The sequence below is a fragment of the Pseudomonas sp. THAF187a genome (assembly GCF_009363395.1).
Taxonomy (GTDB): Bacteria; Pseudomonadota; Gammaproteobacteria; order Pseudomonadales; family Pseudomonadaceae; genus Aquipseudomonas; species Aquipseudomonas khazarica.
Genome location: NZ_CP045349.1, coordinates 773,862 through 798,132, shown reverse-complemented (window position 1 = coordinate 798,132; position 24,271 = coordinate 773,862). Strand labels below are relative to the sequence as shown.

Sequence of the window (24,271 nt, the reverse complement as noted above, 5' to 3'; positions counted from 1 at the left end):
GAAGATGGCCGCCACTCTAGGCGGAACATGGCATAGTCAGTAGAGCCAAGAATCATCGAATCGATTAGGACATAGGCATGTACAGCATTCGCCTGGAAAGCGCACGCGACAAGGCGACACCGATCTACCTGCAGCTCTATCAGCGCCTGCGCGAGGCGATCGCCGAGGGCCGCCTGCAGCCAGGTGAACGCGTGCCCTCGGTTCGCGCCCTGGCCAGCGAGCTCAATCTGGCGCGCGGAACGGTGGAGGCGGCCTACCAGTTGCTGGTCGGCGAGGGTTATCTGCTGCCACGCGGGCCGGCCGGCACCGTGGTCTCCCCACAGTTGCCACATGCCCCCGGCAACCCGCTGCTGCCCGCCAAAGAGCGCCAGGCCTCGCGCTCAGGCGATGAGCCGAGCGCAGAGGCGCTGCCGTTCCAGCTCGGCCTGCCGGCCCTGGACAGCTTCCCGCGCAAGCTCTGGAGCCGGCTCGGCGCGCGCCACCTGCGCCAGCTGAGCAGCCCCGACCTCAACTACCCGCCCGCGCAAGGCCTGCCCGCGCTGCGGCGCAGCCTGGTGCGCTATCTGGGGGTGTCGCGCGGCATCGCCTGCGAGCCGGAGCAGATCTTCATCACCGCTGGCTATCGCAACGCCCTGCTGCTGATCCGCCAGGCCTTGCTGCAGGCCGGCGACCGCTGCTGGTTCGAAGACCCAGGCTATTTCAAGGCACGCCAGATGCTCGAGGGCAGCGAGGTCACGCTCGTCCCGGTGCCGGTGGACGAACACGGACTCTGCGTGGAGCGCGGCCAGGCGCTCGCCCCGGATGCCCGCTGTGCGCTGGTCACGCCGTCCCACCAGAGCCCCCTGGGTGTGTCGCTGAGCCTGCCCCGGCGACTGGCCCTGCTCGACTGGGCGGCGAGCCGCCAGGCCTGGATCATCGAAGACGACTACGACAGCGAGTACCGTTACGTCGGTCGCCCGCTGCCGGCCCTGAAGAGCCTCGACCATGCCGGCCGCGTGCTGTACTGCGGCACCTTCAGCAAGGTGCTGTTCCCCGGCTTGCGCCTGGCCTACCTGGTGGTGCCGCAGGCACAGGTGGCGCGCTTCGCCGCCTGCGCACAGGACTTCGATCACGGCTGTCCGGCGTTGCCTCAGGCGATCACCGCGGACTTTCTCGATCAGGGCCACTTCGCCCGCCACCTCAAGCGCATGCGTGCGCGCTATGCCGAGCGCCGCGCTCATCTGGCCTCGGCGCTGCAACACGTCCTGGGTTCACGCCTGCGCGTCGAGTTGCAGGCCGGCGGCATTCATCTGCTGGCCCGGATCGACGAGCGCGAGGACGACCGCGCCCTGGCAGCCCGCGCACAAGGCGCCGGGCTGGCAGTGATGGCATTGTCGGAGTGGTCACGGCAGCATCCCTGCGGCAGCGGGCTGCTGCTGGGCTTCACCAACATCGCCAGCGTCGAGCAGGCGTTGCACCTGGCTCGACGCCTGGCCGAGGCGATCAGTTGAGCATCAGGACGCCAGGTAGGAGGAGCGGGTCAGCCCCAGACGCAGCGCGTCGAGGAACTGGGTGCGCTCGCGGGCACTGATCCGGGCGCTGGCCACCTTGTCGCGGTAATGCGTCATCAGCTCCTCGGGCGACAGGTGCACGTAGCGCAGCATGTCCTCGATGGTGTCGTGGGTCTCGATGCCGGCATGCACCGCACTGCCATCGGCGGCCTGGTAGATGTTCACCGAGTCGGTGTCACCGAACAGGTTGTGCATGTCGCCGAGAATCTCCTGGTAGGCGCCGACCAGGAAGATGCCCAGCACATAGTCCTCGCCCTCCTTGATCTCGTGCACCGGCAGGCTGGTCTCGATGGACTGCTCGTCGACGTACTGGCGGATCTTGCCGTCGGAGTCGCAGGTCAGGTCCTGCAGCACGGCACGGCGCAGCGGCTCCTCGTCCAGGCGCGACAGCGGCAGGATCGGCAGGATCTGGCCGATGGCCCAGGTGTCCGGCAGGCTCTGGAACACCGAGAAGTTGCAGATGTACTTGTCGGCCAGCTTGTCGTTGAGCTCGTCGATCACCGCACGGTGCGAACGCTGACGGGCCTTGAGCTGGTTGTGCAGGCGACGGCAGATGGCGAAGTAGCACTGCTCGGCCAGGGCTTTCTGCGCCAGGCCCAGCTTGCCGGCGGAATACTGCGCGGCCACTTCCTCGATGTAGTGGGTGGCACGCCAGTAGGTCTCGGCGACCATTTCCGGATCGCTGTCGTCGAGCAGCTCGATCAGCACCTGGAGGATTTCCGGCTGTTCGACGCTCGGATCGATCTCCGGCACCTTGTCGTTGTGCCGCTCGACATCGGTGACCTGCACCAGCAGCACGGCGTGGTGCGCGGTCATCGCCCGGCCGCTCTCGGAGAAGATGTGCGGATGGGGGATTTCCTGGCGGTCGCAGAACTCCTTGAGCATGTCGACCACGGCATCGGCGTAGTCCTGCATGTCGTAGTTGATCGAGCTGGCGTTGCGCGAGTGGGTGCCGTCGTAGTCCACGCCGAGGCCGCCGCCGACATCGATGTGATCGACCGGCAGGCCCATGGCGCGCAGCTCGCCGTAGTAGCGGATGGCCTCACGGAAGCCCTTGCGGTAGTCGGCGATGTTGGCGATCTGCGAGCCCATGTGGAAGTGCAGCAGGCGGATGCCCTGGTCCAGCCCGGCCGCGCGGAAGCGCTCGACGACCTGGAGGATCTGCGCGGCCGAGAGACCGAACTTGGATTTCTCGCCGCCGGTGTCGGCCCACTTGGAGGATGCCAGCGAGGACAGGCGCACGCGCAGGCCGATCTGCGGCGCGACCTTGAGCTCGGCCGCCTCCTCGATCACCAGGCGCACCTCGGATTCCTTCTCGATGACGATGAACACGTTGTGGCCGAGCTTCTGCCCCATCAGCGCCAGGCGGATGAACTCGCGGTCCTTGTAGCCGTTGCAGACGATGGTGCCGCCCTTCGGCGCCAGCGCCAGCACGGCCAGCAGCTCGGGTTTGGAGCCGGCTTCCAGGCCGATGGAAACGTTCTGCGTGGCGATGATGTTCTCGACCACCGCTTCCTGCTGGTTGACCTTGATCGGGTACAGCGCGGTGTAGCGGCTCTGGTACTCCAGGCGCTCGATGCTGGAGTCGAAGGCGCCGGTGAGGCGACGCACGCGGTCCTGCAGGATGTCCGGGAAGCGCACCAGCAGCGGCAGCGACAGACCGCTCTGGCGCAGTTCCTCGACCTGCTGGCTGAGGTCGATGGGCTGGCTGTCGGGCCCGTTGGGACGCACCTCGACGCGACCGGCATCGTTGATCGAGAAATAGCCGGCGCCCCAGTGGCGAATGCCGTAGACACTGCGGCTATCGGCTACGGTCCATTGGCTGCCGTCGTCTTTGCGGGTGCGTCGTGCGGACATCGGGGTCTCCCATGAGAAAGCCTGGCCTGCGGGCGGCCAGTCGGAAAATGTAAGCAAGCAAGATGACGTTTGCTCGGCGGTTGACCCTCCGAGCTTCATCGAAGTTTAGAAAATAATGGCGCGTCAGCCGCCGGACTTCTTCACGGTGAAACCGCGCTTGCCCAGTTCGGCCAACAGCAGGTCGACGTGATCGCCCTGGATCTCGATCACGCCATCCTTGAGCGCACCACCGGTGCCGCAGCGCTTCTTCAAGGCGCTGGCCAGCTCCTTGAGCGGCTCCTCGGCCAGCGGCACACCGCTCACCGTGGTGACGGTCTTGCCGCCACGCCCCTTGGTTTCACGGCGTACGCGGGCGATGCCATCGCCTTCGGGAATGCGCGTCTGCTTGCAGACACAGGCATCCACCGGCTGGTTGCAATCCGGGCAATGGCGACCACCATCGGTGGAATAGACGAGACCGCTCAGAGCGGAGAATGAAGAGGCTTTCTTGACCACCGGCTTGTCCTCGTAGGGGTCAGGATAGCGACTGGCCGACGCAGGTCGACCGCGAAGCCCCACTCAGGCAGGGGCAGCGCTGGCGAACAGAGGTCCGCCGAAAAGGTCGCGCAGTGTAACGGCAAAGACCGAGCTTGCTAAGTACGTATTTGCGTCATTGTCCGGCACGATGGCGACGCTGTTCGCCATCGTGCACGAAGCGCTCGGAATCCGCGACACCACAGGCGTGCAAGCACCCAACTGGCAGCCATGCAAGGCGTTGCCGGGCATGCTGCGAGCGCCCAGTAACGAAGGCATCAGACAGCCGCAGGCGGTCTGTTCATGTAACGTTCCAGCGCCGCCAGCGAGTCCGGGCAGTACGGCAGATGACGGGTTTCCTCCAGGACCTGTTCGACGCTGATGAAACGCGCTTCGAGCACCTCCTCCGGCTGCAGCACCAGCGGCGCATCGGATACCGCCGAATAGGCCATGCACCACAGGCGGCTCTCCGGCGCGTCGTAGAGAAAGTGCGCATGCTCGATCAGCTCGGCATCGACGATTCCCAGTTCCTCGGCCAGCTCGCGCTCGGCGGAGAGGCGGTAATCCTCGCCTTCGAGCACCATGCCGCCTGCCGCGACATCCCAGTAGCCTGGGTACAGCGCCTTGCTCAGGGTACGCCGGTGCACGCACAGCAGGCCGGCAGAGTTGAACAGCAGGATATAGGTGCCACGGCCGATCAGGTGACGCTCACGCAGCTGCGCCCGCGAGACGCCACCCAGCGGCCGGTCGTTCTCGTCGACCCAGGCGACCCGCTCGCTGTCGGAGGCGGCACGATGCGCCGCCTCCGCTGCCGAGATCCTGCTCATCAACCCTGGCTCAACAGCTGACGCAGATCGATGATGCCGGCGTTGGCACGCGAGATGTAGTTGGCCATCACCAGCGAGTGGTTGGCGAGGATGCCGTAGCCACTACCGTTGAGGATCATCGGGCTCCACAGCGTCGCCTGCGCCGCCTCCAGCTCACGGATGATCTGGCGCACGCTGACGGTGGCGTTCTTCTTGGCCAGCACATCGGCGAAATCGACTTCGACGGCACGCAGCAGGTGAGCCAGCGCCCAGGCCTGGCCACGGGCCTCGTAGAACACGTTGTCGATCTGCAGCCAGGGGGTCTCGTACACGCCGCCCTCACCGATCAGGCCCGACTCCGCGGCATCGTTGCCGACCTGCTGGTTGTCGCTCAGGCGTACCTGGCCAACGCTGGCCGACAGACGCTGCGACAGCGAGCCGAGGCGGGTGCCGGCGTCGCCCAGCCAGTTGTTGAGGTTGTCGGCACGCGCATAGAACTGCGCATTCTTCTGCCCCGGATCGGCCAGACGGGCGAGGTAGCGGTCCAGCGATTTGATCCCTTCGCGGTACTCGGATTCGGAGGCAGGCAGCGCCCAGCTCTTGTGGTCGAAGTGGAAACGCGGCTCGGCCTTGGCCAGGTCCGGGTCTTCCGTGGACTGCGACTGCGAGCGCGAGAAGTCCTTGCGCAGCGCCCGGGCGAAGTCGCGCACCTGCACCAGTGCGCCGTATTCCCAGTTCGGCATGTTGTCCAGCCACAGGCCCGGCGGTGCCAGGTCGTTGGACAGATAGCCGCCCGGCTTGTCCAGCAGGGTGCTGGCGACCTGTTTGAGCGTTTCCACCGTGGTGTAGCCGGTGACCATCTGCCGCTGCGCCTGCTGCGCGGCCGCCTGGGCATGTTGTTGCACCTGAAAGGCGCCAGGTTCCTGGCTCCAGTACCAGCCCACGACCAGGGTCACCAGCAGGTACACACCGAGCAGCCCGCCGAGCGCGCGTCCGATCAGGCTGGAGCTGCTGCGCTCACGCCCCAGTTTCGCGGTCTTGTCGGTACCGTCGGGCGAGCTCGCCGCGCGATTCTTCCAGTCCAGCATGGCAATGTCCTTTTTAAGCGAATTCGAATGTTCGACCACAAGCCGACCAACGGGTTGCGACCTGTCCCGCACTATAAGGCAAGCTCGCAGCAAAACGCAGGGCGCGCGGGCAAACTTACCGCCGGTACGAGGAAAAGCCGTTTTTGTGACCCGCCTCGCCTGACGCACCGGTACGTGCGACGTCAAAATAGCCCAATGCACATTTTTGTCGCCTATTCGACAGAAATACCGCCGCCAATTGATCGGCGGCAATGCCAGCACCGCCGACAAGTGATAGCATCAAGCCACCACTGACTTAACACTCGATAGAAGTCGGCCCATGACCGAGCACCCGGACCCCAGTCGCGACCGCCTCAAGCACCACTTCGCCCAGCGCGTGATCCATCAGGCGCGTCAGGTGCTGGAAGTCTGGCAGCGTCTGCAGCGCAGCGAGTGGAGCGATGCCGGCATGGCCGAGCTGACCGAGGCCAACCTGCGCCTGCTGCGCTACGCCGAGCGTTTCGAGCAGATCGAGCATGCCCAGCTGGCGAAGACCATCAGCACCAGCCTCGATGAGGTGGTGAAGAATCGCGGGCGCCTCAACAGCAGCCTGATCGCCCGGCTCAACCAGGCCATGCAGCGCCTGTCGCGAACGGGTCTGCGCCACAGCGATGCCTTCGAGCAGACCTTCCTGCCGCCCCTGCGCAAGCCGGTCTACCTCGCCCTGCAGGATGCCCAGCGCGCCGAGCGCCTGGCCCAGCAACTGGAATTCTTCGGTCTCGCGGCGCAGCCACTCGGTGACGAGCGCGCCTTCCGCGCAGCCATCGCCGAACGCCACCCGGCGGCCATCATCATGGACGTCGACTTCGCCGGCATAGGCCTGGAACTCGCCGACTCCATCCAGCAGGGCCTGGAACAGAAGATTCCCCTGCTGTTCTTCAGCCATTGCGACACCGACACCCCGACCCGCCTGGCGGCGGTGCGTGCCGGCGGGCAGGAGTTCTTCACCGGTTCGCTGGATGCTTCGAGCCTGCTCGAACGCATCGAGGTGCTGACCCATGTCTCCCAGTACGATCCGTACAAGGTACTGATCGTCGATGACTCAAAGGCCCAGGCCACGCATACCGAGCGCGTGCTCAACAGCGCCGGCATCCTGACCCACACCCTCACCGAGCCGATCAAGGCGATGGACGCGCTGGCCGAGTTCCAGCCGGACCTGATCATCCTCGACATGTACATGCCCGAGTGCAATGGCACCGAGCTGGCCAAGGTGATCCGCCACAACGACCGCTACGTCAGCGTGCCGATCATCTACCTGTCGGCCGAGGACGACCTGGACAAGCAGCTCGACGCCATGAGCGAAGGCGGCGACGACTTCCTCACCAAACCGATCAAGCCACGCCATCTGATCGCCACCGTGCGCAACCGCGCGGCGCGCGCGCGCAACCTAAAGGCGCGCATGGTGCGTGACAGCCTCACCGGCCTGTACAACCACACCCATACCCTGCAGCTGCTCGACGACGCCTGCTACCGCGCCCGCCGCGAAGAGCAGCCGCTGGCCTTCGCCATGCTCGACATCGACCACTTCAAGAAGGTCAACGACACCTACGGCCACCCCATGGGCGACCGGGTGATCAAGAGCCTGGCGCTGTTCCTCAAGCAGCGCCTGCGCAAGACCGATCACATCGGTCGTTACGGCGGCGAGGAATTCGCCGTGGTGCTGCCGGACACCGACGAGCAGTCGGCGCTCAAGGTGCTCGAGGAAATCCGCCAGCGCTTCGCCGAGATCCACTACCCGGCGCAGCCACAGGACCTCTCCTGCACCTTCAGCTGCGGCATCGCCATGCTGCAACCGGGCCTGGACGGCAACGCCCTGTCCAAGCGAGCGGACGAGGCGCTGTACAAGGCCAAGCATGGCGGCCGCAACCGGGTCGAGCTGTACAGCGACGACTGAAACGCTCGCCCGTGCGGCCCACCGAGGGCGACGGCTGGACAGGCAGGAAAACGTGACGCAGCGCACATCGTCATCAGGCTGTAACCAAACCGCAATAACCTCGCTGGCATCGTTCAGTCTTCGTCCGAGCCTGCCATGCGCCTCAAGCTGCTCACCAACCTCAACACCCTGCTGCTGGTCACCGTCTGCGTAGCCCTGGCAGCTACCCTCTGGTGGTCGCAACGCGCCCTGCAGCAACCGGTCCAGCTGATGGAGCGCTACCTGACGCTGTCGCAGCAGTTCCAGCGCGAGGTCGCCGACAACATCCAGGCCTACCTGGCCAGCGGCAACGCCGTGCAGCACAGCACCGCGACCCAGGCCATCGACGCGTTCAAGCAGGCGCTCGACCAGCTTCCGCCGCAACTGGCCGACGAACTGCGCCCCAGCCTCGAACAGCTCCGCGAATTCAGCGGCAACCAGCTGCTGGCCGCCGGCAAGCTGGCGGGCGACCCACAGGGCCTGCTGCTGCAGGCCGAACGGGAAATGCTCGCGGCGATGGAACAACTGACCCAGTACGCCGATAGCGCCGACACGCCAGCCGCCAGCACCTACCGCAAGCCCCTGCGGGAGGCGGGTTCACGCCTGCTGAAACTGGTGCATGCACGCGAGCGCTTCATCAGCCAGGGGCGCAGCGAGCTGCTGGGCGATGTCGAGCGCGAGCTCAAGGCGCTCGGCCAGCAGGTCTCGGCGCTGGACGCCCTGCCGCTGCTCGGCGTGCAGGAAGCCGACAGCTCAGCCAGCATCGGCTTCGCCGCCCTGCTCGGCCTGGACGAAGGCCAGCAGGAACAGCAGGCGCAGGACCGGGGCATCGACCTCAAGCGCGAGCTGAGCACGCTGGTGCGCCGCTACCCCAATGAACTGCAACGCACACGCGAGCTGGTCGAGCAACGCCAGCAACTGGCCCAGACCACCAGCGAGCGCGTGACCCAGGTGCAGCAGGCGCTGGCCGGGCTGGAACCGCTGGTCAGGGCCGAATACGCGCGCATCCAGGGCGAAGTGCGCCTGATCCAGGGCCTGATGATCGGCCTGATCCTGCTCATCGCCCTGGTCATCGACCGTATCCAGCGCCGCCTGTCACGGGTCCTCGGGCACCTGGTCCCGGCGCTGTCGAAGTGGGCCCATGGCGACTTCGCCGAGGCCATCACCATCAACTCGCGCACCCGTGAGCTGAGCGATATCGAGGATTCGCTCAACCACCTGCGCCGCTACCTGGTAGAGCTGGTCGCCAGCATTCGCGGCCATGCCGAACAGGTTGCCGGCTCCAGCCGCACCCTGGCCGAGCTCAGTGGCGGCCTGCACAGCGGCGCCGAGCGCCAGGCCGGCGACACGGCCCTGATTCGTGATGCACTGGGCGAGCTGGAGGCGACCATCGGCCAGGTGGCGCAGGACGCCAGCCAGACGGCGGACGCCAGCCGCGACGCCGACCGCGCCCTGGTCCAGGGCCAGCAGGTCATCGGCCAGAGCCTGGAGGGCCTGCACGCCCTGGTGACGGAAGTTCAGGGCAACGCCCAGGCCATCGAGCGCCTGGCCGATGAAACCGCCACCATCGGCAGCGTGCTGACGGTGATTCGCGGCATCGCCGAACAGACCAACCTGCTCGCCCTCAACGCCGCCATCGAGGCGGCGCGGGCCGGCGAGGCCGGGCGAGGTTTCGCCGTGGTCGCCGACGAAGTCCGCTCGCTGTCGCAACGCACCGGCAGTGCCACCGCCGAGATCCAGGACGTGATCGGTCGCCTGCAGCAGGCCGCGCACCAGTCGGTACAGGCCATGCGCGCCCAGGTCGAGCACGCCGAGGAGACCGCGGGCAAGGCCGAGGCGGCCGACGGCGCGCTCGACGAGATCGTCAGCGCGATCCGCACCATTGCCAGCATGGCCGAACGCATCGCCGAGGCCACCGCCCAGCAGAGCGACTCGGTCAGCGAGATCCGCGAGCACGGTGAGCGCATCCACCAGCTGGGCGACGACAACCTGCAACGCATCGGCCAGGGGCGTGACCAGGGAGAGCAGCTGATGCAGCTGGGCGGCCAGCTGCACGAGGCCGTGCAGGCGTTTCGCGTCTGACCTGCGGCATACCGGCGCAGGCCTGGAACTCGGCGCGCGGCCGCCGATCCAAGCGACGCTCATCCGAGCAGATCGGCAGTCCGTTCAGCTGGCGAAATGTGCATGGGCGCTTTCCGGTATCATGCCGCCACCTTCCGCCGAGATAGTCGCCCGATGTCACTGCGTCGTCTGCTCCTTCCCCTGCTCCTGCTGTGCCTGAGCCTGCCGGCCAGCGCCAACCTGTTCGATCAGCGCCCGGCCGCGTCGCCGCTTGGCGCCCCGCTGAACAACAGCAGCGATTTCCTGCCGGTACGGGAAGCCTTCAAGCTGAGCCTGGTGAGTAGCGATACGCAGAGCGTGACCCTGCGTTTCGTCGCGGCCGAGGGCTACTACCTGTACCGCCACCGCCTGAATTTCAGCGTGGAGCCGGCCGGCTTCGACCTCGGCGAGGCGCAACTGCCTGCCGGCAAGGCCAAGCACGACGAGTTCTTCGGCGATGTCGAGGTGTACTACGGCGTGCTCGACGTGCGCCTGCCGCTGGACAACCCGGACAACCGTCCGCTGCGCCTGCAGGTGGGCTACCAGGGCTGTGCCGACAAGGGCCTGTGCTACCCGCCCGAGACCGAGTACATCGAGATCGGCGAGATGCCCGCCAGCGTCGCCGACCTGCAGCAGAGCGAGTGGACCTGGAAAGATCTGGCGCTGTTCTTTCTCGCCGGGCTGGGCCTGACCTTCACCCCCTGCGTGCTGCCCATGCTGCCGATTCTCTCCGGCGTGGTGCTGCGCGGTCGCCCGAGCAATGCCCGCGGGCTGGTCCTGTCGCTCGCCTACGTGCTGCCGATGGCGGCCTGCTATGCCGTGCTCGGCTCGCTGATGGGGCTGTTCGGCGCCGGTCTCAACCTGCAGGCCATGCTGCAGTCGCCCTGGGTACTGGTGCCCTTCGCCGCCTTCTTCGGCCTGTTCGCCATGGCGATGTTCGGCGTCTTCGAACTGCGCCTGCCGGCCTTCATACGCGACCGCCTCGACCAGCGCGCCAGCCAGACCCGCGGCGGCACCATCGCCGGGGCGGCGACTCTGGGCGTGCTGTCGAGCCTGATCGTGTCGCCCTGCATAACCGCGCCCCTGACCGCCCTGCTGCTCTATATCAGCAGCACCGGCGACGCCGTCGGTGGCGGCCTGCAACTGTTCGCCCTGGGCCTGGGCATGGGCACGCCACTGGTGCTGTTCGGCGCGGGCGGCGGCGCCCTGCTGCCGAAGTCCGGCCCGTGGCTGGTCACCGTGCGCAACGCCTTCGGCGTGATGCTCCTGGCCGTGTCCGTCTGGCTGCTCGAACGCGTGCTGCCGGGCAGCCTCAGCCTGGCGCTGTGGGGCCTGCTGGCCGGCGGTGTGGCGGTGTTCCTCGGCGCGCTGGAATTCGGCCCGAAGACACACCGGCAGAAACTCACCCAGATCGTCGGCCTGGCCCTGCTGGTCTACGCCCTGGCTGCCTGGGTCGGCGCCCTGCAGGGCACGAGCGACCCGCTCAAGCCGCTCGGTCAGCTGTCGGCCACTGCCAGCCAGGGCAGCACCAAGAGCGGTGCCTGGCAGACCCTGAGCAGCCCTGCCGAGCTGGACGCCGCGTTGGCCGAGGCCAAGGCAGCCGGGCAGCCGCTGCTGCTGGACTGGTACGCCGACTGGTGCATCAGCTGCAAGGTGATCGAACGAGAAGTGTTCGGCAATGCCGAGGTGGGCAGCAAGCTGGCCGGCTGGAGACTGATACGCTTCGACATCACCGAAAGCAGCGCCGCGCAGCGCGCCCTGCTGGATCGCTACCAGCTGTTCGGGCCACCCGCCATCCAGCTGTTCTCCGCCCGGGGTGACGAACTGCTCGATCTGCGTGTCGTAGGTGAAGTCGACGCCGCGACCTTCGGCGTGCGCCTGGATCGAGCCGTGGCACGCAGCAGCCGCTGACCAGCCACACCACGGACATTGCGACCTCACAGGGGCAGCGCAACGATCCGATAGCGACCAGACCAGCTGCTATAGTCATATTCTTGCCGCAAACGGCAGGCATCGTGTCGACTATTGCTGACATCGCACGGCTGCGGCATAGTCCTGCGCAGCCCGAACAACAAGGAACGCGTCCATGGCCACTCTACTGGTACTTCACGGCCCCAACCTGAATCTGCTGGGTACCCGTGAGCCAGACAAATACGGCGCCACCACGCTGGCCGAGATCAATCAGGACCTGGAGCTGCGCGCCCGCGAAGCCGGCCACCACCTGATGTACCTGCAAAGCAATGCCGAGTACGAACTGATCGACCGCATTCACGCCGCAAAGGGTGAAGGCGTCGACTTTATCCTGATCAATCCTGCCGCTTTTACCCATACGAGTGTCGCATTACGTGACGCGTTGCTGGCAGTGAGCATCCCATTCATCGAAGTGCACCTGTCCAACGTGCACAAGCGTGAACCATTCCGCCATCACTCCTATTTTTCCGACGTTGCAGTAGGGGTGATCTGCGGCCTTGGCGCCAGCGGTTATCGGCTGGCCCTGGAAGCGGCACTCGAACAACTGGCCGAGCGCGCCTGACGCGACGCTCGGTAGACAAGTCCTACCTCACCTCTGGGAGTTGAACCTTCATGGATATCCGTAAAGTCAAGAAACTGATCGAGCTGCTGGAAGAGTCCGGTATCGACGAGCTGGAGATCAAAGAGGGCGAAGAGTCCGTACGCATCAGCCGTCACAGCAACAAGCAGCCGGCCTACGCCGCACAGCCCATCTATGCACCGGCCCCGGCCGCTGCTCCGGTTGCCGCCCCGGCTCCGGCCGCCAGCGCTGAAGCCGCTCCGGCTGCCGCACCGAAGCTGAACGGCACCGTCGCCCGTTCGCCGATGGTCGGCACCTTCTACCGCGCCGCCTCGCCGACCTCGGGCAACTTCGTCGAAGTGGGCCAGAGCGTGAAGAAAGGCGACATCCTGTGCATCGTCGAAGCGATGAAGATGATGAACCACATCGAGGCCGAAGCCAGCGGCGTGATCGAGTCCATCCTGGTGGAAAACGGCCAGCCGGTTGAGTACGACCAGCCCCTGTTCACCATCGTTTGATGCACGGGGAGCCTGCAATGCAGAAGCTGGAAAAAGTCCTTATCGCCAACCGTGGCGAAATCGCCCTGCGCATCCTGCGCGCCTGCAAGGAACTGGGCATCAAGACGGTGGCCGTGCACTCCACCGCCGACCGCGAACTGATGCACCTGGGCCTGGCCGACGAGTCCGTCTGCATTGGTCCGGCACCCGGCGCACAGTCCTACCTGCACATCCCGGCGATCATCAGCGCGGCTGAAGTCACCGGCGCCACTGCCATCCACCCGGGTTACGGCTTCCTCGCCGAGAACGCCGACTTCGCCGAACAGGTGGAGAACTCCGGCTTCGCCTTCATCGGCCCGAAAGCCGACGTGATCCGCCTGATGGGCGACAAGGTGTCGGCCAAGGACGCCATGATCAAGTCCGGCGTACCGGTGGTACCCGGCTCCGACGGCCCGCTGCCGGAAGACGAGGAAGAAGCCCTGCGCATCGCCCGTGAAGTGGGCTACCCGGTGATCATCAAGGCCGCCGGTGGCGGTGGTGGTCGCGGCATGCGCGTGGTGCACAAGGAAGAAGACCTGATCAAGTCGGCCAAGCTGACCCGCACCGAAGCCGGTGCCGCGTTCGGCAACCCGATGGTCTATCTGGAAAAATTCCTCGGCAACCCGCGCCACGTTGAAGTCCAGGTGCTGTCCGACGGCCAGGGCAACGCCATTCACCTGTACGACCGTGACTGCTCGCTGCAGCGTCGCCACCAGAAGGTGATCGAAGAGGCCCCGGCCCCGCTGATCGACGAGAAGGCCCGCGCCGAAGTGCTCAAGCGCTGCGTCGATGCCTGCGTCGAGATCGGCTACCGTGGCGCCGGCACCTTCGAGTTCCTCTACGAAGATGGCCGTTTCTACTTCATCGAGATGAACACCCGTGTTCAGGTGGAGCACCCGGTCACCGAGATGGTCACCGGCATCGACATCGTCAAGGAGATGCTCAGCATCGCCGCCGGCAACAAGCTGTCGATCAAGCAGGAAGACGTGAAGATCCTCGGTCACTCGGTCGAGTGCCGGATCAACGCCGAAGACCCGGACAACTTCATGCCCAGCCCCGGCAAGGTCAAGCATTTCCATGCCCCGGGCGGCAACGGTGTTCGTGTCGACTCGCACCTGTACAGTGGCTACAGCGTACCGCCGCACTACGACTCGCTGATCGGCAAGCTGATCACCTTCGGCAAGGATCGCGACGAGGCCATGGCGCGCATGCGCAATGCCTTGGACGAGATCGTCGTCGATGGCATCAAGACCAACGTGCCGCTACACCGCGACCTGACCCGCGACAAGGGTTTCGTCAAAGGCGGCGTGAACATCCACTACCTGGAAAAGAAACTGGGTATGGACAGGCACTGAGCCTGATACGCGTTGCAACAAGGGCTGCCCACGGGCGGCCCTTGTCGTTTCGGCGGGCACGCTGGCAAGCCGGCCGTCCGTTCAAGTAAGCTGCGCGGCCAAACGCGCCCCGTTCATGAGGTTTTCCATGCCCTGGTTACAAGTCCGTCTCGCCATCACCCCCGAGCAGGCGGAAACCTACGAAGATGCCCTGCTGGAAGTGGGCGCCGTGTCGGTGACCTTCATGGATGCCGAAGACCAGCCGATCTTCGAACCGGACCTGGGCACCACGCCGCTGTGGTCGCATACCCACCTGCTGGCGCTGTTCGAAGCCGACACCGATGAAACCGCGCTGCTCGCTCACCTGCAGCTGCTGTGCGGCGGCGCACTGCCCGAGCACCAGGTCGAGCGCATCGAGGACCAGGACTGGGAGCGCAGCTGGATGGACAACTTCCAGCCCATGCGCTTCGGCCGGCGCCTGTGGATCGTGCCCAGCTGGCACGCCGCGCCGGAGCCGCAAGCCGTGAACCTGCTGCTCGATCCGGGCCTGGCCTTCGGCACCGGCACCCACCCCACCACTGCCCTGTGCCTGGAATGGCTCGACGGCCAGCAGCTCGAAGGCTGCAGCGTGATCGACTTCGGCTGCGGCTCGGGCATTCTCGCCATCGCCGCCCTGCTGCTCGGCGCACCGCAGGCGGTCGGCACCGATATCGACCCGCAGGCTCTGGAAGCCTCGCGCGACAACGCTTCGCGCAATGGCATCGACCCGGCGCGCTTCCCGGTCTACCTGCCCGCGGACATGCCCCAGCAACAAGCCGATGTGGTGGTCGCCAACATTCTCGCCGGCCCGCTGGTAGCCCTGGCCGCGCAGATCACCACCCTGGTCAGGGGCGGTGGACGCCTGGCACTGTCGGGCATTCTCGCCGAGCAGGCCGAGGAAGTCCGTGCCGCCTACGCAGAGGCGTTCGACCTCGACCCGACGGCCGTCAAGGATGGCTGGGTGCGCATCAGCGGCGTCAAGCGCTGAACCGCACGCAGCCGTTGCGTTAGACTAGCCGCCTCGTTTCCCCGGACCCGCGCATGAGCGAAAGCCACGTCACCCAGTGCCCCAATTGCCGCACCAGCTTCCGCGTCAGCCAGGCGCAGCTGGCTGCGGCCCATGGCGCAGTCCGCTGCGGTGCCTGCCTGCACGTGTTCAACGCCGCCGAGCAACTGTTCGGCCCGCGCGGTGCGGCAGCGGCGACCAGCGTCAAGCCGGTCAGCGCCCCCGCCAGCAAGCCGCAGCCGCCAGGCAGCCCCAAGGCGCCTGCGGCGAAGGCCGTCGACGAGACCCTGTGGATTCATGACGACCTCGACCTGGACAGCCTCGACCTGGATGAGGAGCTGGCCAAGCTGGAAGAGCAGGAGCAGCAGCTGTCGCAGCAGTTCCTCGCCCTGGAGCGCGCGCCGCGCTACAGCGAGAGCTTCGGCAGCGCCACGGCACAGGACGACGACGATGTGCATGACGAGGCCTGGGCCGAAGCACTGCTGCGTGACGAACAGGTAAAGCGCGACAGCTTCGAGCTGGAGCCGACGAACGCCCCCGAGCCCGCGCCGCGCCAGAGCGACGAGCTGCTCGCAGCGGCCTCGCCAGCCGCGAGTGCCGTCGAACGCGAGCAGCCGCAAGAGCCTCGCATCGGCGCACTGGACGCGGCGGACGCGGAAGACGACCAGCCTCACGACGAGCCCGAACCCGACGACAGCGCACGCAGCGAGCCTGCTCTGCGCGAGGAACGCCTGTTCGACCTCGACGACGAACCGCTGCAACTCGACTGGCAGCAGCAGAAGGAGACGGCCTGGGGCCGCCTGTTCGGCTGGGGCCTGCTCAACCTGCTGGCCGCAGCTGGGCTGCTGGCGCAGTACGCCGCCTACAACTTCGACGAACTGGCGCGTCAGGATCGCTATCGCCCCTGGTTCGAACAGCTCTGCCCGAACATCGGCTGCGAGCTGCCGTCGAAGGTCGACATCAGCCAGATCCGCAGCAGCAACCTGGTGGTGCGCAGCCACCCGGAGTTCTCCGGCGCACTGATCGTCGACGCTATCCTCTACAACCGCGCGCCCTTCGCCCAGCCCTTTCCGCTGCTGGAAATGCGCTTCGCCGACCTCGGCGGACAACTGGTCGCCAGTCGTCGCTTCAAACCCAGCGAATACCTCGCCGGCGAGCTCGCCGGGCAGAGCGAAATGCCGCCGCAGACGCCCATTCACATCTCGCTGGACATCCTCGACCCGGGCACCCGCGCGGTGAACTACAGCCTCAGCTTCCACTCCCCGGAATAGCCTGGAGGCCACGCGGCCTGTGGTCGCAGGCCGTCCATCTAACTACTGGCGATAAGCCCATAGCTGTTCAGAATTTGTTCAAAACAGCCTTTATCCGGTCACCCAGAGCGGGTATCATGCCCACCCTTTCGCGAGCACCGACCCACCATCGTTTCCCCTGAGGACACAGTGGAGGGCAGGTGTTGATCGCCCTTTGTCTCAACTGCGAACCAACAAGCAGGGACGCCCCATGTCGGCCCCACGTATTGGCCCCTACACATTGCCCAATCGGTTGATCCTGGCCCCCATGGCCGGTGTCACCGATCGCCCGTTCCGCCAGCTGTGCCGCAACCTCGGCGCCGGCCTGGTGGTGTCGGAGATGGTCACCAGCGATGTGCGCCTGTGGAATAGCCGCAAGTCCAGTCTGCGTCTGCTGCACGCCGGTGATCCCGAGCCACGCTCGGTGCAGATCGCCGGAGGCGACCCGCAGATGCTCGCCGAAGCGGCGCGCAAGAACGTCGAGCTGGGCGCACAGATCATCGATATCAACATGGGCTGCCCGGCCAAGAAGGTCTGCAACAAGGCCGCCGGCTCCGCCCTGCTGCGCGACGAGCCGCTGGTGCGCGAGATCCTCGATGCCGTGGTCGGCGCGGTGAGCGTGCCGGTGACCCTGAAGATCCGCACCGGCTGGGACCGACAGAACAAGAACGGCGTGACCGTGGCGAAGATCGCCGAGGACGCCGGCATCAGCGCACTGGCCGTACACGGTCGCACCCGCGCCGACCTGTACACCGGCGACGCCGAGTACGAGACCATCGCCGCCATCAAGCAGGCGGTCAGCATCCCGGTGTTCGCCAACGGCGACATCGACTCCCCACAGAAAGCCAAGGCCGTACTCGACGCCACCGGCGCCGACGCGCTGCTGATCGGTCGCGCCGCACAGGGCCGGCCGTGGATCTTTCGTGAAATCGAGCATTACCTGCGTACCGGCAGCACCCTGCCGGCGCCCGGCCTGCTCGAAGTGGAACGCATTCTGCTAGAACACCTGGCCGCACTGCACGCCTTCTACGGCGAATTGATGGGCGTACGCATCGCCCGCAAGCATGTCGGCTGGTATCTGGCAACCCTGCCGGGCGCCAGGGAGTTTCGCGCCCAGTTCAACCGTCTGGACAGTACGGACGCACAGTGCGCCCACGTTCGCGAGTTCTTCCGCGAGCGGCACGATGATGGAAACGAGGTGGCCGCATGACGTTGATGACAGAGACCTTAGTGAGTGGAATTGCACCCGTGAGTGACAACACCAGCCTGAAACAGCACCTGAGCACGCCGAGCGAAGAGGGCCAGACCCTGCGCGGCGCCGTGGAGAAGGCGCTGCATAACTATTTCGCCCACCTGGAGGGCGCGGACGTCACCGACGTGTACAACCTGGTGCTCACCGAAGTGGAAGCGCCGCTGCTGGAAACCGTCATGAATTATGTGAAAGGTAACCAGACCAAGGCCTCCGAACTGCTCGGCCTCAACCGCGGCACGCTGCGCAAGAAGCTCAAGCAGTACGATCTGCTGTAACCCTGAACTCCTGAAAAGGGCGGCCCGCATGAGCCGCCTTTTTTGCTGATATCCCCCGCTCTGATGGATAGTGACATGACCGACCAGACCACCCTTCTGCCCGTCCGCCGCGCGCTGATCAGCGTTTCCGACAAGACCGGCGTCCTCGAGTTTGCCCGTGAACTGAGCGCCCTCGGTGTCGAGATCCTCTCCACCGGCGGCACCTACAAGCTGCTCAAGGACAACGGCGTAGCCGCAGTGGAAGTGGCGGACTACACCGGCTTCCCGGAGATGATGGACGGCCGCGTGAAGACCCTGCACCCGAAGATCCACGGCGGCATCCTCGGCCGTCGCGCCCTCGACGCGGCGGTGATGGACGAGCACGGCATCAAGCCGATCGACCTGGTGGCGGTCAACCTCTACCCCTTCGAGGCCACCGTGGCCAAGCCTGACTGCGACCTGGCCGACGCCATCGAGAACATCGACATCGGCGGCCCGACCATGGTCCGTTCGGCTGCGAAGAACCACAAGGACGTGGCCATCGTGGTCAACACCGGCGACTACGCCGGCATCGTCGCCGCGCTGAAAGCCGGTGGCCTCAGCTACGCCCAGCGTTTCGACCTGGCCCTCAAGGCCTTCGAGCACACTGCCGCCTACGACGGCATGATCGCCAACTACCTGGGCACCATCGACCAGGCGCGTGACACCCTGTCCACCGAGGGCCGTGGCGCCTTCCCGCGCACCTTCAACAGCCAGTTCGTCAAGGCGCAGGAAATGCGCTACGGCGAGAACCCGCACCAGAGCGCGGCGTTCTACGTGGAAGCGAAGAAGGGCGAAGCCAGCGTCTCCACCGCCATCCAGCTACAGGGCAAGGAGCTGTCCTTCAACAACGTGGCCGACACCGACGCCGCGCTGGAATGCGTGAAGAGCTTCGTCAAGCCGGCCTGCGTCATCGTCAAGCACGCCAACCCGTGCGGCGTCGCCGTGGTTCCGGAAGACGAAGGCGGCATCCGCAAGGCCTACGACCTGGCCTACGCCACCGACACCGAGTCGGCCTTCGGCGGCATCATCGCCTTCAACCGCGAGCTGGATGGCGAAACCGCCAAGGCCATAGTCGAGCGCCAGTTCGTCGAAGTGATCATCGCCCCGAAAATCTCCGCCGCAGCCCGTGAAGTAGTCGCGGCCAAGGCCAACGTGCGCCTGCTCGAGTGCGGCGAATGGCCGGCCGAACGTGCCGCCGGCTGGGACTTCAAGCGGGTCAACGGCGGCCTGCTGGTGCAGAGCCGCGACATCGGCATGATCAAGGCGGAAGACCTGAAGATCGTGACCCAGCGCGCACCGAGCGAGCAGGAAATCCATGACCTGATCTTCGCCTGGAAAGTGGCCAAGTTCGTCAAATCCAACGCCATCGTCTACGCCAAGAACCGTCAGACCGTGGGTGTCGGCGCCGGCCAGATGAGCCGCGTCAACTCCGCCCGCATCGCCGCGATCAAGGCCGAGCACGCCGGCCTGCCGGTACCGGGCGCGGTCATGGCCTCGGACGCCTTCTTCCCGTTCCGCGACGGCATCGACAACGCCGCCAAGGCCGGCATCACTGCCGTGATCCAGCCAGGTGGCTCGATGCGCGACAACGAAGTGATCGCGGCGGCCGACGAAGCCGGCATTGCCATGGTGTTCACTTCGATGCGCCATTTCCGTCATTGATTGGCTGGTGGATGGCTTCGGCCATCCACCCTACGTCACCCGAAATGTGTAGAACGTAGCCCGGATGAAATCCGGGGGACGCCCTAATTGAAAGCCCCGGATTACATCCGGGCTACGCTCAGGAGAACCCCATGAACGTACTGATCATCGGCAGCGGCGGCCGCGAGCACGCCCTGGCCTGGAAAGTGGCGCAGGACAAGCGCGTCGAGAAGGTTTTCGTTGCCCCGGGCAACGCCGGCACCGCCGTCGAGGCCAAGTGCGAGAACGTCGCCATCGACGTGCTGGCCATCGAGCAACTGGCTGACTTCGCCGAGAACAACGTGCAACTGACCATCGTCGGCCCGGAAGCGCCGCTGGTCAAAGGCGTGGTCGATCTGTTCCGCAAGCGCGGCCTGGACATCTTCGGCCCTACCGCCGCGGCTGCTCAGCTGGAAGGCTCCAAGGCCTTCACCAAGGACTTCCTGGCGCGCCACCGGATCCCCACCGCCGACTACCAGAACTTCACCGAGATCGAGCCGGCGCTGGCCTACCTGCGCGAGAAGGGTGCGCCCATCGTGATCAAGGCCGACGGCCTGGCCGCCGGCAAAGGCGTGATCGTCGCCATGACCCTCGAAGAAGCCGAGGCAGCCGTGCGCGACATGCTCGCCGGCAATGCCTTCGGTGACGCCGGTTCGCGCGTGGTGATCGAAGAGTTCCTCGACGGCGAGGAAGCCTCCTTCATCGTCATGGTCGACGGCGAGAACGTGCTGCCGATGGCCACCAGCCAGGACCACAAGCGGGTCGGCGACGCCGATACCGGCCCCAACACCGGCGGCATGGGTGCGTACTCCCCGGCTCCCGTGGTCACCGCCGACGTGCACAAGCGCGTCATGGACGAAGTGATCTACCCCACCGTGCGTGGCATGGCCAGCGAAGGCAACGTCTACACCGGCTTCCTCTACGCCGGCCTGATGATCGACAAGAGCGGCGCGCCGAAGGTCATCGAGTTCAACTGCCGCTTCGGCGACCCGGAAACCCAGCCGATCATGTGCCGCCTGGAAAGCTCCCTGGTGCTGCTGGTCGAAGCCGCGCTGGCCAAGGCGTTGGACAAGGTCGAAGCGACCTGGGACCCGCGTCCGACCGTGGGTGTGGTGCTGGCAGCTGGCGGCTACCCGGGCGACTACGCCAAGGGCAACGTGATCAGCGGCCTGGATGAAGCGGCCCAGCTCGACGGCAAGGTGTTCCATGCCGGCACCGCGCTGAAGGACGGCCAGATCGTCACCGCAGGCGGCCGCGTGCTGTGCGCCACGGCCATCGGTGCCAGTGTCGCCGACGCCCAGCAACAGGCCTACCGCCTTGCCGAGAAGATTCGCTGGAACGGCATGTTCCACCGCAACGACATCGGCTACCGCGCCATCGCCCGCGAACGCGGCGAGGACTGAGGCACAGGCGCGGACCGGCCAGCGAGCCGGCGAGTTCGACTCGCCGGTCACGCCTGCTGGCTCGCCAAGCAGCCGCCACGGGCCCGGAACGCCCGTGGCGAGCCGCATTGCCAGTTGGCCTGATGGGTCACAAAAAGCCGCTCTGTAGCGTATTCCCCCAAACGGATGCTTGGCTATAATCCGGCCACTTATATAGAAGGACTTGCCCGTGCGCCGGCTCAGGATTGCCATTGGACTCATCGCCAGCTTGCTGCTGCTCGGCCTCGCCGTGACAGCAAGCGCCAGCGTAAGCCCGACGGGTACCACGACCTGGTCCTACCTGGTCGACGCCAGTGCACGGCTGGGGCTCGATGAGGTTCGCGCGCAACGCCAGCAGTTCAAGCCTCTGACCAAGCAGTCCTTCACCTTCCCCCCCAGCAAGCATGCCGTCTGGTTGCGGGCCGAACTCGCGCCGCAGCAGCAACCGGCCTGGCTGTGGGTGTTCTCGCCACGGGTTCAGTACCTCGACTATTACCTGCTCAGGGACGGCCAGCTCGAGCAGAACCTGCACACCGGCGAGGCCATGCCGCAGGAATCGCGACCGCTGCCGTCGCGCTTCTACCTGATGCCCCTGCCCAACGATGGCCAGGCCCGCGTCGCCTACGTACGCCTGACCTCCAATCACCCGCTGATGACCTGGTTCAAGGTGATGGACCAGGCCGAGCTGGTCAGCCTGGAGAAGCCCGTCTACCTCTACGGCATGCTCTTCGGCGCGCTGTTGCTGCTGACCCTGTACAACCTCATCCGCTTCATCTACACCCGCAGTGGCAGTGCGCTGTGGCTGGCTGGCGTCAACATCGGCCTGGCCATCTGCTCCTCGGCCAACCTCGGCATCTTCGCCCAGTGGCTGCCCAGCCTGGGCTACAACCAGTCGCTGATCGCCGACCTCTCGGCGCTGTTCGCCGCCTTCAGCGTGCTGGCCTTCGGCCTCGGCTTCGTGCACAGCACACCGGTGCAGAACAGCCGCCTGAATCGCCTGCTGATGGGCAACGCCGTGCTGGTGCTGGCCTACGCACTGTGCATCGCCCTCACCGGCTTGTACTGGTTCAGCTCGCTGGTCTATCTGCTGGTGGTGGTGAGTTCGCTCAACCTGCTGCTGGTCAGCAGCCTGCACTGGCGCTCCGGCTACACACCGGCGCGCCTGATCGCCGTGGGCATGCTGGTGTTCAACCTCGGCTTCGGTTTCTTCGTGCCGGTGCTGCTCGGCTTCGACCAGCTCACCCCCGGCTGGCTGGTGCTCGGCGTGTTCAGCGTCGCGACCCTGGCCGGACTGATCCTCAGCATCTCGCTGACCGAGCGCCAACGGCAGATCCAGCAGGACACCCTGCAACAGAGCACGGCGCTCGCCGCGAGCAGCGCTGAGCTGCGGGCCAAGGCCGAGTTCCTGGCCAAGATCAGCCACGAAATCCGTACCCCGATGAATGGTGTGCTGGGCATGACCGAGCTGCTGCTCGGCACGCCGCTGTCGGCCAAGCAACGCGACTACGTGCAGACCATCCACAGCTCGGGCAACGAGCTGCTCACCCTGATCAACGAAATCCTCGACATCTCCAAGCTCGAATCCGGCCAGATCGAGCTGGACGACGTGCAGTTCGACCTCGGCGCGCTGATCGAGGACTGCCTGGACATCTTCCGCGCCAAGGCCGAGCAGCAGAAGGTCGAACTGATCAGCTTCATCCAGCCGCAGGTGCCACGGGTGATCAGCGGCGACCCCACGCGTCTGCGTCAGGCCCTGCTGAGCCTGCTGGACAATGCGTTCAAGCAGACCGACGAGGGCGAGATCCTGCTGGTGGTCGCACTGGACAACAGCGACGGCAACTACCGCCTGCGCATCGCCGTACAGGACAGCGGCCGCCCGCTGCTGCCCGAAGAGCGCGACGCCCTGCTCAACGCCGAACTGCAGAGCCGTGACTTCCTCGCCGCCACCCGTCTCGGCGGCCGCCTGGGCCTGATCATCGCGCGCCAGCTGGTGCGCCTGATGGGCGGCGAATTCGGCATCCAGGGCAGCGGCAACCAGGGCACCACGCTGTGGCTGACCCTGCCACTGGACGCGGCCCGCCTGGAGCAACCGGAAGCCGACCTGGACAGCCCGCTGCAAGGCGCACGCCTGCTGGTGGTGGACGACAACGACACCTGCCGCAAGGTGCTGATGCAGCAGTGCAACGCCTGGGGCATGCAGGTCAGTGCCGTGCCATCGGGCAAGGAGGCGCTGGCACTGTTGCGCACCAAGGCGCACATGCGCGAGTACTTCGACGCGGTGCTGCTCGACCAGGACATGCCCGGCATGACCGGCATGCAGCTGGCCGCCAAGATCAAGGAAGACCCGAGCCTCAACCACGACATCCTGATCGTCATGCTGACCGGCATCAGCAATGCGCCGAGCAAGGTGATCGCCCGCAACGCCGGGATCAAGCGCATCCTGGCCAAGCCGGTGGCCGGCTACACGCTCAAGACCACCCTGGCCGACGAACTGGCCCAGCGCCCCAACGACACCCCCGCCCAGGCCGCGCCGACACCGGTGAGCACGCCGCTGAACGTGCCGGCCGACTTCCGCATCCTGGTGGCCGAAGACAACAGCATCTCCACCAAGGTGATTCGCGGCATGCTCGGCAAGCTCAATCTGCAGCCGGATACCGCCAGCAACGGCGAGGAAGCCCTCAGCGCGATGAAGGCGCAGCCCTACGACCTGGTGCTGATGGACTGCGAGATGCCGGTGCTCGACGGCTTCTCCGCCACCGAGCAGCTGCGCGCCTGGGAACAGAGCGAGCAGCGCCCGCGCACCCCGGTGGTGGCGCTGACCGCGCACATCCTCAACGAACACAAGGAACGTGCCCGCGCCGTGGGCATGGACGGGCACATGTCCAAGCCGGTCGAGCTGTCGCAGTTGCGCGACCTGATCGAGCACTGGATCGCCGAGCGCGAACTGCGTCGCCAGCGTGAAGTGTCGTAAGGCGGGTGAACCCCGCCTGACCATCGATGGCGGCTTGCCCCCGCCCTACTCT

At 66.1% G+C, this 24,271-nt stretch carries 18 protein-coding genes; 14 read left to right on the top strand and 4 right to left on the bottom strand.

Annotated features, from left to right (window positions below; all coding sequences use genetic code 11):
• Positions 1 to 77 precede the first annotated feature (77 nt).
• Positions 78 to 1,490 carry a PLP-dependent aminotransferase family protein gene (locus FIV02_RS03635; protein ID WP_152487821.1) on the top strand — a complete coding sequence of 471 codons (1,413 nt, stop codon included), beginning with the start codon at positions 78 to 80 and terminating at the stop codon, positions 1,488 to 1,490.
• 3 nt (positions 1,491 to 1,493) lie between these two features.
• Here the strand turns inward: FIV02_RS03635 and speA are convergent, their stop codons facing one another.
• From speA to FIV02_RS03615, 4 genes are all read right to left on the bottom strand, one after another.
• Positions 1,494 to 3,407: an arginine decarboxylase gene (gene speA, locus FIV02_RS03630; protein WP_152487820.1), complete on the bottom strand. Its 1,914-nt coding sequence runs from the start codon at positions 3,405 to 3,407 to the stop codon at positions 1,494 to 1,496.
• 123 nt (positions 3,408 to 3,530) lie between these two features.
• The gene (locus tag FIV02_RS03625; RefSeq protein ID WP_152487819.1) at positions 3,531 to 3,902 is read right to left on the bottom strand and encodes a translation initiation factor Sui1; all 372 of its coding nucleotides are present in this window, start codon (positions 3,900 to 3,902) and stop codon (positions 3,531 to 3,533) included.
• Between the two features lie 296 nt (positions 3,903 to 4,198).
• Positions 4,199 to 4,747: an NUDIX hydrolase gene (locus FIV02_RS03620; protein WP_152487818.1), complete on the bottom strand. Its 549-nt coding sequence runs from the start codon at positions 4,745 to 4,747 to the stop codon at positions 4,199 to 4,201.
• On the bottom strand, positions 4,747 to 5,814 hold the full coding sequence (locus tag FIV02_RS03615; RefSeq protein ID WP_037052604.1) for a DUF2333 family protein: 1,068 nt from the start codon (positions 5,812 to 5,814) through the stop codon (positions 4,747 to 4,749). Before FIV02_RS03615 ends, FIV02_RS03620 begins: the two co-directional genes overlap by 1 nt.
• Positions 5,815 to 6,133: 319 nt before the next feature.
• On the opposite strand from FIV02_RS03615, the gene FIV02_RS03610 reads away from it, so the two are divergent.
• From FIV02_RS03610 to FIV02_RS03550, 13 genes are all read left to right on the top strand, one after another.
• Positions 6,134 to 7,747: a PleD family two-component system response regulator gene (locus tag FIV02_RS03610; RefSeq protein WP_152487817.1), complete on the top strand. Its 1,614-nt coding sequence runs from the start codon at positions 6,134 to 6,136 to the stop codon at positions 7,745 to 7,747.
• Positions 7,748 to 7,882: 135 nt separating this feature from the next.
• A complete protein-coding gene (locus FIV02_RS03605; RefSeq protein ID WP_152487816.1) occupies positions 7,883 to 9,847 on the top strand; it encodes a methyl-accepting chemotaxis protein in 1,965 nt (654 codons plus the stop codon).
• A gap of 153 nt (positions 9,848 to 10,000) precedes the next feature.
• Positions 10,001 to 11,776: a protein-disulfide reductase DsbD gene (locus FIV02_RS03600; protein ID WP_152487815.1), complete on the top strand. Its 1,776-nt coding sequence runs from the start codon at positions 10,001 to 10,003 to the stop codon at positions 11,774 to 11,776.
• A gap of 175 nt (positions 11,777 to 11,951) precedes the next feature.
• Positions 11,952 to 12,398 (top strand): type II 3-dehydroquinate dehydratase, encoded by a 447-nt coding sequence (gene aroQ / locus FIV02_RS03595; RefSeq protein WP_037052599.1) that lies wholly within the window; start codon positions 11,952 to 11,954, stop codon positions 12,396 to 12,398.
• Positions 12,399 to 12,448: 50 nt separating this feature from the next.
• Positions 12,449 to 12,913 (top strand): acetyl-CoA carboxylase biotin carboxyl carrier protein, encoded by a 465-nt coding sequence (gene accB / locus FIV02_RS03590; RefSeq protein WP_037052597.1) that lies wholly within the window; start codon positions 12,449 to 12,451, stop codon positions 12,911 to 12,913.
• A gap of 17 nt (positions 12,914 to 12,930) precedes the next feature.
• Positions 12,931 to 14,286, top strand: a complete 1,356-nt coding sequence (gene accC / locus FIV02_RS03585) for an acetyl-CoA carboxylase biotin carboxylase subunit (RefSeq protein ID WP_037052595.1) — start codon at positions 12,931 to 12,933, stop codon at positions 14,284 to 14,286.
• Between the two features lie 127 nt (positions 14,287 to 14,413).
• Positions 14,414 to 15,292 (top strand): 50S ribosomal protein L11 methyltransferase, encoded by an 879-nt coding sequence (prmA, locus tag FIV02_RS03580; protein WP_152487814.1) that lies wholly within the window; start codon positions 14,414 to 14,416, stop codon positions 15,290 to 15,292.
• Positions 15,293 to 15,345: 53 nt separating this feature from the next.
• A complete protein-coding gene (locus FIV02_RS03575) occupies positions 15,346 to 16,581 on the top strand; it encodes a DUF3426 domain-containing protein (protein WP_152487813.1) in 1,236 nt (411 codons plus the stop codon).
• A gap of 229 nt (positions 16,582 to 16,810) precedes the next feature.
• On the top strand, positions 16,811 to 17,809 hold the full coding sequence (dusB, locus tag FIV02_RS03570; RefSeq protein WP_037052578.1) for a tRNA dihydrouridine synthase DusB: 999 nt from the start codon (positions 16,811 to 16,813) through the stop codon (positions 17,807 to 17,809).
• Positions 17,806 to 18,126, top strand: coding sequence for a DNA-binding transcriptional regulator Fis (gene fis, locus FIV02_RS03565; protein ID WP_037052576.1), 321 nt, complete (start codon positions 17,806 to 17,808; stop codon positions 18,124 to 18,126). The genes dusB and fis overlap by 4 nt, the downstream gene beginning before the upstream one ends.
• Positions 18,127 to 18,201: 75 nt before the next feature.
• Positions 18,202 to 19,809, top strand: a complete 1,608-nt coding sequence (purH, locus tag FIV02_RS03560; protein ID WP_037052574.1) for a bifunctional phosphoribosylaminoimidazolecarboxamide formyltransferase/IMP cyclohydrolase — start codon at positions 18,202 to 18,204, stop codon at positions 19,807 to 19,809.
• Between the two features lie 131 nt (positions 19,810 to 19,940).
• On the top strand, positions 19,941 to 21,230 hold the full coding sequence (gene purD, locus FIV02_RS03555; RefSeq protein ID WP_152487812.1) for a phosphoribosylamine--glycine ligase: 1,290 nt from the start codon (positions 19,941 to 19,943) through the stop codon (positions 21,228 to 21,230).
• A 208-nt stretch (positions 21,231 to 21,438) separates the two neighbouring features.
• Positions 21,439 to 24,219, top strand: coding sequence for a hybrid sensor histidine kinase/response regulator (locus FIV02_RS03550; RefSeq protein WP_037052570.1), 2,781 nt, complete (start codon positions 21,439 to 21,441; stop codon positions 24,217 to 24,219).
• Positions 24,220 to 24,271 lie beyond the last annotated feature (52 nt).